The following is an 11342-nucleotide window of genomic DNA, read 5'->3' on the forward strand; positions in this document are numbered from 1 at the left end:
CCAATATAAATAGTTCACCTCCGAACGCAATCTTGTCGAGCAGTCGCCGATACGAAAAACTTATTCTATGCGGTAGGATATGGCAGTTCGGGGAACAGCCATATCAGGCCTATTCGCTACGCATAATTTTGGGGGTCATCGCGCTCTTGCAATGAGTCGACGGCTACGAGAATAAAAAGGCGTTACGGTGTCACACAATCTTGAAGCAGAGTTAAACGGTCTGCTCGGGACAATGGATTGGATCCCAACCTTTTGTACTGAGCATCCTGAGCTGCAATCAGAAGGCGCGTCAATCCGGCAGTTCTTTTTGGCATTGCGCGACGATGAACCGATGATGATGGAGCTGGCGGCGAAACTTGCTGACCAGATTATCGGCTATTGCCTTCCTCGAAAGCGCGTCGCGAGAACAGTGCAGCGGTATGCGAAGAATCTAGTTGATTTGACCGCCGCAATAGCTACGCTGCGTCGTGACGCCCGGCACGCTTTTCAAAAATACCGCGAAGAATTTCCAGCGCGCTCGGGGGAAGCCGGGGAGATGCTCGCCTATGTATTCGTTGAACACTTTCTGCGGGCGCCGATGGCGATTGCAAAAATGCACACGAAAACGAATACAACGATGCCGGTGTTCGGAGCTGATGGCGTCCACGTCAAGTATCGGGCTGCTTTGGACCAGCTTGAGGTAATCTATCTCGAGTCGAAGGTGCACAAGACGATTGACTCTGCGGCGGAAGACGCCTCGAAGTCTATCGACGAATTCCGCAGTGGAAAACAGCGGTCAGTTGAACTTCGCCTCGCACTGGATTTGGGTAACTTCGACCAGCTTGATGACGCTGCGCAGCAGGCACTCGAAGACTTCCTCGACCCATACTCTGGCGCGCAGACGGCGAAGCGTCTTGACACGCATGCGTGTTTGCTTGCATACAACGAGCCAGCCTTCGAGGATGTGTCTGGAGAGAACGCAAACGATATGCTGGCAGAAGCGTTCAGTGAAGGTTGTGAAGACCGGCGCGCGACAGTCAGCAAGGCCTACAAGAAGCGAGACCTTCCCGAGGATAAGATTGTGACCTTCGTCCTCGGGCTTCCGAGTGTGGCCGAATTCCGCAAAGAATTTGAGAGGGCGTTGAGCAATGGCTAACTTTGCTGCGCGACTCGCGAAGCGCATTCAGAACAATCCGTCCTTCCAGCGGGACTACTCATGGTTGTGCGCGAGCGGCATTGCTGCGCTGACGGAAAACGCCGACTTGCAGCTCGACATTGATGATGGCGAAGACGAAGAGGAGCGGCTTAGTAGGCTTGTCGAGTCTGCCAGTTGCTTTGCGATGGACGACGACCATCGAAGCCATCAGCTCGCACAGACGATTGCGCTGTATGGTGTCGCTGCACAGCGCGGTCCCGAAATCGTGGCCGCATGCAGCCACATTCTCTCGGAGCTGGGAAACTTTCCGGCATCGCGCTTCATCCGACAAAAGCAGGGCGTAAAAGAGGACAGTTTGCCGAGGGTTGTGCACGTGCGCGACTTTGCGCGGCGCTACCACAATACCGTCAAGCTGCCGAGCGGCGAGATTCCGCTTACGGACTTTCAGTTCGACATATGGGAGGATCTCGCACGAGGCCGCTCCACCGCAATCTCGGCTCCGACTTCGGCGGGCAAATCGTTTGTCGTGCGCGAGTACGTCGTCCAGAAGATCAAGGAGGCGTCGGTCGTACACGTTGCATACATCGTTCCGACGCGTGCGTTGATGGCGGAGGTGCAGGACAAATTGGCCTTGTCGCTCGGGACAGACGACCCGACACTTCGCATCACGAGCGTTCCGATTGTGGACGCCGATGCCCGCGCGCGGCAGGTCTTTGTCGTGACGCAAGAGCGCCTGCTTTCCTACCTCGACGAAGTGCCGTCGGCGTCCTTCGACTTCGTCATTGTCGACGAAGCCCAACAGATGGGTGACGGCTCACGCGGGATGATTCTGCAAGAGTGCCTCGAACGCATCAACCGAGCGAATCCGCGCTGCCATCAGTATTTCATCGCGCCGATGGCAAGCCGCGTGGACAACCTTGCCGCAGCCGTCGGTCGGCCGGAAGTAGAGACGCATCTTACGCAAGACTCGCCGGTCGTCTCAACGAAAATCGTGGTGAAGACGAAGGCCGACTCGGCGACAGACTTGACCCTCGAGATGATGGACAACGGCCGTCGGGTGCAGATTGCTCACCTGCATCGTGAAGAGGGTTTCGGGGGCCGCAGTGGTCTGCTCGCTGCAGTCTGCCTTGAACTCGGCGCGGCCGGCGGCTCGCTAATCTATGCATCGGGTCAAGCAAATGCGGAAGATATAGCTCTCCAGATTGCAACAAAACGTCCCGAAACGGACAATGCGGGGCTTATCGAGCTGGCGCGATTTATTCGCAGCGACGTCCACCGCGACTACACCCTGGAATACTGCGTCCTACGTGGCGTCGGCTTTCACTATGGGTTTATGCCAACGCTGCTGAGGCAGGCGCTGGAAGATGCTTTCCGCAATGGCAGTCTGACCTATCTCGCGTGCACGACGACCCTATTCCAAGGGGTCAATCTGCCCGCGCGAAATGTCTTCATCGACAAGGTGAAGCGCGGGACGTCAGCCCAACTCGAGGAGGACGACGTCTGGAACTTTGTTGGTCGGGCAGGGCGGCTCTCGCACGATGTTGCCGGAAACGTCTTTCTCGTTGACTACGACAACTGGCCGGAGAAGTTGCTCGACAATCCTCCCCAGGTGAAGGTCGAGCCTGCTCTAAGCAAAGTCTTGGGCCCGGGACTGCCGAACCTCGAAGAGTACATCGCTAAGCGCGGGCAGGTCGACGCGACTTTCGAGGACGTACGTGACTATGAGGCGGCTGCGGGCCTGATGTTGAGTCGGGTGCGCCGCGGAACGTTTCAGGAGACGATTGCGCGCTCGGCGGCGCATCTCGACGCGGAAGAGGCGAAAAACCTGCAAACACAGTTGGAAGAGGCCCTCAATGAATTGAAAGTGCCGTTGCCGGTCATGGACCGGAATTGGCTCATCTCGCCGTGGCGTCTTCAGGCGATGTATGAATTTCTGGAGGCTCGCGTCGCGGATGGCACGTGGCACGAATACTATCCCACGCATCCAATGCAGCGTGACAGCTATCATTGCTACCAGCGGATGTTCATTGCCATTGAAGAACGCCTGAAGGGCAAGGCGTCGGAGAAGTGGGCGCGATATCTGAATCATCAGGCAAATGCGTGGATGAAAGGCGCGACAATTGCCGCCCTGGTCGAGGGAGAGCTCGCTTACCGCCGTGCACCGAAGCGCCCGAAAAAAGACGCTCGTGGATTGACCAATTCGAACACGGCCGTGCGGCGTATCTTCGAACTGCTCGAGAAGACGCTTCACTTTACGTACGTTCAGCTGACACGCGCGTACTGTGACTGCTTCTCGGCGGCGCTGCGCGAGGCAGGTCTTACGAAGGCAGCCGACGATATCTATCCGGTGTCACTGGCTCTGGAACTCGGCGCCTGTACCCGCACGGTCATTTCTCTGATTGAACTCGGCATGTCTCGAATCTCAGCGCAGCTGCTTGGCAAGCGCATCAAGAGCACGGACTGGACGGCATCGCAAATCCGCTCATGGCTGCGCTCCCGCCGTGGTGATGAATTGAAGGTCTCAAGCGTCATCCTCGCAGAGTTGTCGCGGCTGAAGTTGCTGCAGCCAGGCTGACATCCCGTTGCCCACCACGCCTTCTCGCCTGCGCGCGAGAATGGGGTGGAGGACCGGCTGGGTATAGGTAGGTCGGGCAGTTAGAGTGCAATGCGTGCTTTTGTGAACACCAGCACGGCAGCTGTCCGGAGTGGGCGATTGGGAGGCTTTTTTGGACGGACGATGCTTGAACGTGACGAGCGCGTCCGGATGCAAGAACTTCAATTCTTGTACTCTCCCGACAACGTGACGGATGCTTGAGAGTGTTTTCAATAGCCACTCCCGGAACTCTGTCTCGGGTGCCAAAGTCGCTACAAGGCCGCGGCAGCCCTTTTCCTCTGTATGAACGACGGTGCCGCGTTGCTTTACGCGCTCCCTTCTTCGCTCAATCTCGAGCAGGTAAAAGACCTTCCAATCTTTCGACGCCGGGACTCGTACGCGGAAGCGCACGACGAGCACCCCTCGTGGCGCCTGGTTCTTGTCGCGTGTAACAAATTTTCTGGCTTCTGGCGTTGCTGGATCAGCATTGGCGAACGGCTGTAACGCAACAAGCTCTGGGGGCTCGGTGCTGACGAAGCCTTGTCTGACGTGCAACCATTCCACAGTACGGATGGTATCCGGGTGTACCGCGTGAAGGCTATTTGACTCTTCGGTGGTCCGGCAAGAATGCGAACAAAAGCCGCTTGGCACTGTACGCATGTGAAGTGCTCTTCTCACCGAGAATCGTCGACGGTCCCAACACCCTTGAGCACAGCGTTCGATGAGGCGTTTCCGCCACGAATTTACCGTGAAGTGCCGAAGCCGGGAATCAGTTCACGCAGGAACAACGTGCGCGGTACCGGACGGACGGTGCTGTAATCTGCGACATCGCGCTCGCCGCCTCTGATGACTTAGTGCGTAATCTGGGGGTAGTCTGATGCCTGTGGGGCCCGTCGAGCGATAATTCCGTGACCTCCACGCCATGGCATCTCACTTTCCCATGCCGGTAAACCCCTCGGCAGAGCTTTTCGGACGCGTCCTTCTCGGGCTACCCCTTCCCGCAAACGCGCGCATTTAGCGTCTGCGCTGAGTTCGCAACTATGCCGCGCCTTTGATGCGGCTCGGCGCTTTGTCTCCAGCCGCGAACGGGTCCTGAACGCCATGCGGTCGCCGATAGCCGAGACCGACATCAATTCACTGGCGAGCCGCGGGCGCGGCCTAGATGCTATGTGGGAGGGCATCGGCTTACTGCCGCTGTCCTCCCACATAGCATCTAGCCGTCAGAGCTCCACCGGCGTTTTTTGAGAGCACAGCGGTCACAAGCAATTCAATCGATGCAAGTGGCACCAATATGAGAATCTCAACCCCACGAACCGACGAGGTCAGATTGAACGTGTCCATCCCGTAAGTCCAGCCAATATAAATGTTCCCAATATCCACCCCATCAATTTATGAAAATAAAGATAATACTGCGCTTTGCTCGCTATATCCACGTCGTAGTTTGAGTCCTTAAGCTTTACTATTGGAAGTAGCATATCGAAGCTGTAGATTATTGCCCATACTGCGCGCCCACGAGTATTAGGCCTGTGATTGCTCAGTCGAGGCGGACCGATTTCGTGCGTGTTAAAGAAGACAAAGCTTCCGATGAAAACAAATACAAACGACCATATAAGCGAGTACCAAAGCCGAAAACCGTAACCAACAAGTTTTTTAGAAAGTGTCAAGATAATGCAGTCGCTGAAATTTCGCGCAGCACATGCAGCATTACGTTGACGATCTTTTGCTTGATAGCCGACTTCAACTGCTGCCTCGTCTAAACCGGCATTTTTTAGGAAGCGAATCGCCTCTTGATACGGTTGAGCTTGGAACTTGGGCGTACCGCGCTCAAGCCACAGGGGGAACCATTTCTCCGGCGCCAATTGATCACGTGGATCATGCAACGGGTCAAACGCTCCAAATGACAGCCCTGTCAGAACAATCATCGGTGGCCATGCAGATGGACTGTAAGCCGACAGGAACCTGCCTACGGACGCATATCGTAGGTCCAATCGCGAGTTGTCGGCCCAGTTCGTTCCCCAAAACTGGAGGAGTCCTTGCACCGTGAGATTCATAGCGCAAACGTCGCGGAGTTTGCTGCCGTCCAACAGTACATTAGTTCTGACCGTTGTATCTACTAGCACCAAACGAGTGTTTAACTCAACATTCTCAAATCGAAGTTCCTGCCCCACCCGTGCCAAGCGGATCCTGGTGTCATCGTCATTGTCGTATCCAGTCCTGCAGTCGCCCGACGACGGATGCGGATGAAAGATGCGAACGTCGGTCAGAACTAAACTGCTGTTAATTTCCGACTCTTCAATGCGAAAAAAATAAAACGTCGCGTTGGTGCTGCGAACTGATTTCGCCACAGCAGATCCCGATAGATCAAACCCCCCAACAACAATGTTATTTATGTAAATCATTCCGCCAATTTCGGAGCCGTCAATATTGATGTGCGGGTAAGATCTGGAGCGCACCTCTTTATAACCGACTACGCCGAAGTTTCCACTAACTCGCGCTTGAACGGCCCGTATCGAATTCCAGACGTCCGACTTGCAAAACTCGACATCGCCTTTTATATTCGATTTATCCAAATTCACTGAGCCTACTGCAACCGAGTCAAACAGCAACGTTGGTAGCTCTAATCGGCTTAAGTCGAGGTCGCCTTCGACATCAATATTGACAAAGTCAGCTGCATGTTGAGTGTCGAAAATGTCCTTATACGGACTGGCAGATAGAACCATTCTGATGAAATTTGCTCTGACATTAAAACGGTGTCCCATTGTTGGTGCGTTGTCGTCGCAAGAATGCCGCATGGGCAAAAGAGCTCGAGCGCAAATATCGGTCCAGGCAGACTGCTCGGCTTCCGACAATCCATGCGGCGATCGACACCGATCTGATGGCGGCGTCAAGGGCTGCGCAGGCTTGGAAAACGTGGAGAGCGCGAGTAGCACGAAGACTATGGAGCAAAGAAGTCTGCCGAGGAGCAATGTGGTGCGTGCATTCGCGTGCATTTTCTTCTCCGGCAGGATAGCCGCTCCGCTGTTAAATGATATTTTCGAAGCTTCGACTTGTGCAACCCTCGCCTGTCAGAATTCAGCACGTCCCTACTCGCATGCAATTGTGCAGGACGCAGGGTTTATTCATCGGCATTTTGACGGCCAATGACGCCAGGTGATTCAAGGCGGAGTCGCCGGCGAGCACACCCGGACCAAACTTCGCCAGCGCAACGCGTAAGGCAGTTGCAGCGCGACTTGCGACAACAGTTCCGCAAATCTCGGGGATACACCGAGAAGCGCCTGAGTCTGCCGAAACTTCAGCCGCTGTTCGCTGGGCTTACGCGACTTCCAGTGTCCTACCGTATCTGTCCGTGAGTGACCGCTTCTTTATTTGGGCGGTGATGTCGAGGGTCGACCTCCGATGGTTTGGTCTTTGGAAACGTCTTTTGCGCGGGTCACGACTCTTTCCACAGTCGGCTCGTCAGTCACGGCACGCTGCGCGCATTGGTCGGACAGGAATGGAGAGCCTCGCTCATGGGCGCGCTCTGGGCGCAGCAGTCATTTGCGGCTTCTTCCAGACCATCGTCCACCCTTCGGCCGCTCCCAGTGGGATCAGTGTTGGTAAGCGGTTCGCCGCACAGAAAGTACAGCCGGCCCTTGCGCTCGAACTACACGGCGAGATCCACGCCGCGAATCCCGAATCGCGACCCCGTGCGATTGAGCTTGAAATTCGGCACGCCGGAGCCGTCCCAGCCCTCGCGGTCGTACTCGCCCGCCGGTCACTTGCGGTCCCTGCGTGTCGTTCCGACGTGCAGGGTCGGGACGAAGATCGCGGCCTGTCGATCCGGTATCTTTGGCATTCGGGGTGCCTCCATGTTCACTTCGGCTGTCGCGCCGCTTTCTTCGCGACGACCCGCGGCGCGGGCTTCGGGGGAGGTTCCGGTGCCGGCGCGCCGCCCTGTGCGTCCTGTGCCGCCTTCACGGCCTGAGCCCGTTCCGCGGCCTGCGCCTTCAGGCTCGCGATGCGCTCGTCCCAGTAGCGCGTCACGGCGTCGCGCTGCCTGATCGCGTCGTCGACGTCGGCGGAAGCGCTATCGGCGAGCGCGCTCAGGTTCTTGAGCATCACGGCGGGATCGGGCTTCGCGCCGATGGATTCGAGCTTGCGATCCAGCTCGTCGGCGATCTCCGCATGCAGTTTCGCGAGCGCCTGAAGGTCATCGAAATAGCTCATGGTCGCCTCGTCAGGGAAGCTGAATGTTGAAGCCGGCGACGGTGGGAATGGCATTCGGAATCGCCAGTTGGCCGGTCGTGATGTTGCTGATGACGCACGCATGCCGGACCGAGTTACCGGCTATCGATGGCACATTGAGGACCCACGAGCTGACGTGATTCGAACTCGCGATCACATGCAGGCTCTCCAGCAACGCAGTCGCGAGCGCTTTTTCGGTCAAGTGATGCTCGCAGACGTTGCCGTCGAAGACGCATTTGAAGAACCACCAGCCGACCGTGTCCGTAATATTGGTCCGGCGTAGTTCGACCTGATACGACCGTCCCGGTCCTCTGAACACGTTGTCGTTCACCAGCGCCGCGCCGTAGATGATCGGGCGTCGCTGCTCGCCTTCGTCCGAACGCGGTCCGAGCAGCAGCAACGCTCGATGTTCCTGAGAAGGGTCCAGCGGATGCGCGGTTCCGAAGTCCACGCGATTCGACAGAATCTGGCAGTTCGGCGCCCACGCATGAATGCCGCGCACGGCGCCCTTCGCGGGCGTGCCGTCCGGCGCGATGCCCGGATCGGTGATCTCGCACGAGTCGATGCGCAAGGTGCTCGCCGAAGGCCTCGGCACTTCATTCGATGACGCGAACACCGCGCCCTGTATCTCCTTGCTGAACGGCAGGCTCCCGGCATTGGCGATGCGATTGCGGGACAACAGGATGTCGCCCGTATCGGTCGCCCCGACGATGCCGCCCATCAGAGTGAACGTGAGTTCGTTGTCGCGCACGTCGAGCAGGCCGCCGCCTAGCGCCAGCACGCCGGCGAGCGCGCCCACGACGCGATTGCTGGCCACGACGTTGTGATCGCCGCCGGTCAGCATGAAGCCGTCGCCGACCGCCGCGAGGTCATTGCGCTCGGCGCCGCAGAACAGCGCGTCGTCGAAGCGCACCCCGTACCAGCTTTGCCCGAGACCATTGAAGCGCGTGCCTTCCACCAGCACGCCGGTCACGCGCGATACGACGATGCCGGTCTGCGGCTGCTCCAGCAGGTTGTCGCGGACGGTCGCGCCGCTCGCGTTACCGCCGGTGGCGGCGTCGACCGTGCAATAGATGCTGGCGGGAACCATCAGCGCCTGCGTGGGCGCGCTGCCGACGAGCGTGTTGCGCGCGACGCGCGCGTCGGGCGTGGTCACGCGAATGCCGCCGAGCCCCGCCGAAGGCATATCGATATCGTTGTCCTCCGCGACGCACAGGCCTCCCTGCAACTCGATGCCGTAGATGCACGAGTCCAGGTAGCTGCGCAGCGCGTCGGTCGTGACCGGCGGGCCGCCGGCGGCCCGCACCGTGCCGCGCAGAATGCGGTTGCACGACACGCGCGCGCCCTTCGTGTGCGGCGCCACCGCCACGCCCGCTTCGAACTGGCGGATGACGTTGCCGTGCACCCAGATCGGATCGCCGCGCACGGCCGCGAACAGCACGCCGACGGGCGCGAGCATCAGGTCCGGCGCATCTGGCGGGACGAGTCCGGTGAAGTCGTTGTCGCGCACGATCACGCGCCCGCTGTGCTCCTGCACGGCGACGGCGCAGCGCACGTTGTAGGCGACGCAGTCGCGCACGACGATATCGGCGGCGCTGTCGATCGACACTGCGACGTACTGGTTCGGCGGCGCGCCCGCCACGCCGTCGCCGACGAACAGTTCCATGCCGGCGAGCGTGACGCGGTTCGCGCTCACGATCGCGACGATCGCCGCATTGCCACCGGCCGCGCCGCCATTCACGACGATGCGAATCGACTCGACCGTCACGTCTTCGATGACCGCGCCGCCCGCGCCGCCGATCGCCAATACGTAGTTGAACGGATCGACCCTGATTTCTGCCCCCTCGCTCTCGCCATGCAGATGAACGTTCGAGTAAGGGATGACGAGTGGTTTCGGCGGCTTGTGCACGCCGGTCTTGAGGCAGATGCAGCCGCCTTCCTTGAGCGCGTCGATGGCGTCCTGAATGCTTTCGCCGGGCGCGACGACTCTGGTGCAGCAGCCGGTTTCATTCCCTCCGCCCGGCTGCTGCTGCGGCGGCGGCCACTGGATGCGGCAGTCGGTGATGATGGTCGGCGGCGCGCCCTCGCCGATCACCGCGAGGCGCGCGAAATGATGCAGCGGCCCGCGGGGCGGCGCGTTGTCCAGCGGATCGATGGTGCCGTCCGCGGTGCGCGCCGCGAAAACCCAGTAGTCGCCAGCATGCAGTGTGTCCGTGCCCGAGCCGCCGAACGTTACGACGATGCCATGCTCAAGCGCGACGCTCGCGCCGCTTGTGGCCGGTCGCTCCAGATCCTCGTTGTTGGCGGCGTAGTCCCAGCGGCGCACGCGCGTATGTCGGTCCGAATGCAGCACGTAGGCGGACAGGTCGATATCGACCTGAATCTCGTTCGCGCCCTCGTTGACCGAGACGATATGCGCGAGCCTGCCGCCGACGCCCGTTTCACGCATCGCGAATTCGATATCGTCGTCGAGCAGTTCGATGTGATCGCCCGCCTTGAAGATCATCCACTTGTCGCGCCCGAGCGTCGTCAGCCCAATGATCGATTGCCCCGCGACCGCCGCGTTGCGGATCGACAGCACACGCGCGGCTAACGAAGCGTTGTCGCGCGACCACTTGAAGGTGGCCTGCGCGCCGCCCGCGCCCGACAGCACGCCCGCGCGATGCACCTCTACGCGGTACAGGCGGTTCTCCACCCCCGTATAGCCGCCCGCCGGATTGATCACGCACGGCCCGGGCGACGGCGCGCTCGGCGTGAGCGCCGCCGTCAGCCGCGCGCTTGATGCCGCGATGAGCGTCGTCCACGAAGGCGGCGGATTGGCGCAGGCGTCCTGATTCACGCCGGCGAGCACTTTGACCTGCCAGGCGGTCTGCATGCGCGTGGCGGTGTCGGGGCCGTTGAGCGCGGGCTCGCGCAGCCGGTCCTCCTCGAACACGGTGACTTCGCGCGGCCAGACGTCGAGATAGGCGAGATCGAACTTGCCCGCGGCCGTGCCTGGCGCGGGATAGACCGGATCGTAGAAGAACGGCTGCTGCGTGTAACGCAGCGCGCCATTGCCGGTGATGAAGCCGAGCACGTTGTCGGCCTTGCAGAGGGTCGGGTCGGACACGTCGCCGAAGCACTCGGCGAGTATGCCATCGACATAGGCGCGCCCGATGCCGATGTCGAGCTCGGTCCCCGTCACGCCGATCTTGAAGCCCGGCGCGGTCTGCGGCACCACGGCGGGACCGAACACGTCATAGGCGTGCGCGCGGTTGCGCCGGTCGAGAATCTCGTCGTGCTCGTTGTGTTCGGCGTCGAGGCTCACGCGCCCTTGCTGCTTGTGCACGCCGCTGTAGCCGCGTATGGGGTCGAACGTGCATCGGGTGTAGTCGCCGGCCATGATGACTC

General features: G+C 59.7%; 5 protein-coding genes. 2 read left to right on the plus strand and 3 right to left on the minus strand.

What is annotated here, in order from left to right:
• Positions 1–187 precede the first annotated feature (187 nt).
• Both AB3X89_RS07985 and AB3X89_RS07990 read left to right on the plus strand, forming a co-directional pair.
• Complete coding sequence (locus tag AB3X89_RS07985; RefSeq protein WP_368582670.1) at positions 188–1135, plus strand: DUF1837 domain-containing protein; 948 nt, start codon at positions 188–190, stop codon at positions 1133–1135.
• Positions 1128–3710 carry a DEAD/DEAH box helicase gene (locus AB3X89_RS07990; protein WP_368582671.1) on the plus strand — a complete coding sequence of 861 codons (2583 nt, stop codon included), beginning with the start codon at positions 1128–1130 and terminating at the stop codon, positions 3708–3710. Before AB3X89_RS07985 ends, AB3X89_RS07990 begins: the two co-directional genes overlap by 8 nt.
• Positions 3711–5050: 1340 nt before the next feature.
• Here the strand turns inward: AB3X89_RS07990 and AB3X89_RS07995 are convergent.
• The 3 genes from AB3X89_RS07995 to AB3X89_RS08005 form a co-directional block, all read right to left on the minus strand.
• On the minus strand, positions 5051–6718 hold the full coding sequence (locus AB3X89_RS07995; RefSeq protein ID WP_368582672.1) for a hypothetical protein: 1668 nt from the start codon (positions 6716–6718) through the stop codon (positions 5051–5053).
• A gap of 862 nt (positions 6719–7580) precedes the next feature.
• Positions 7581–7934, minus strand: a complete 354-nt coding sequence (locus AB3X89_RS08000) for a hypothetical protein (RefSeq protein WP_368582673.1) — start codon at positions 7932–7934, stop codon at positions 7581–7583.
• A gap of 10 nt (positions 7935–7944) precedes the next feature.
• Positions 7945–11334, minus strand: a complete 3390-nt coding sequence (locus AB3X89_RS08005; protein WP_368582674.1) for a DUF6519 domain-containing protein — start codon at positions 11332–11334, stop codon at positions 7945–7947.
• Positions 11335–11342 lie beyond the last annotated feature (8 nt).

Source organism: Paraburkholderia sp. BR14320, assembly GCF_040948665.1.
GTDB lineage: Bacteria > Pseudomonadota > Gammaproteobacteria > Burkholderiales > Burkholderiaceae > Paraburkholderia > Paraburkholderia youngii.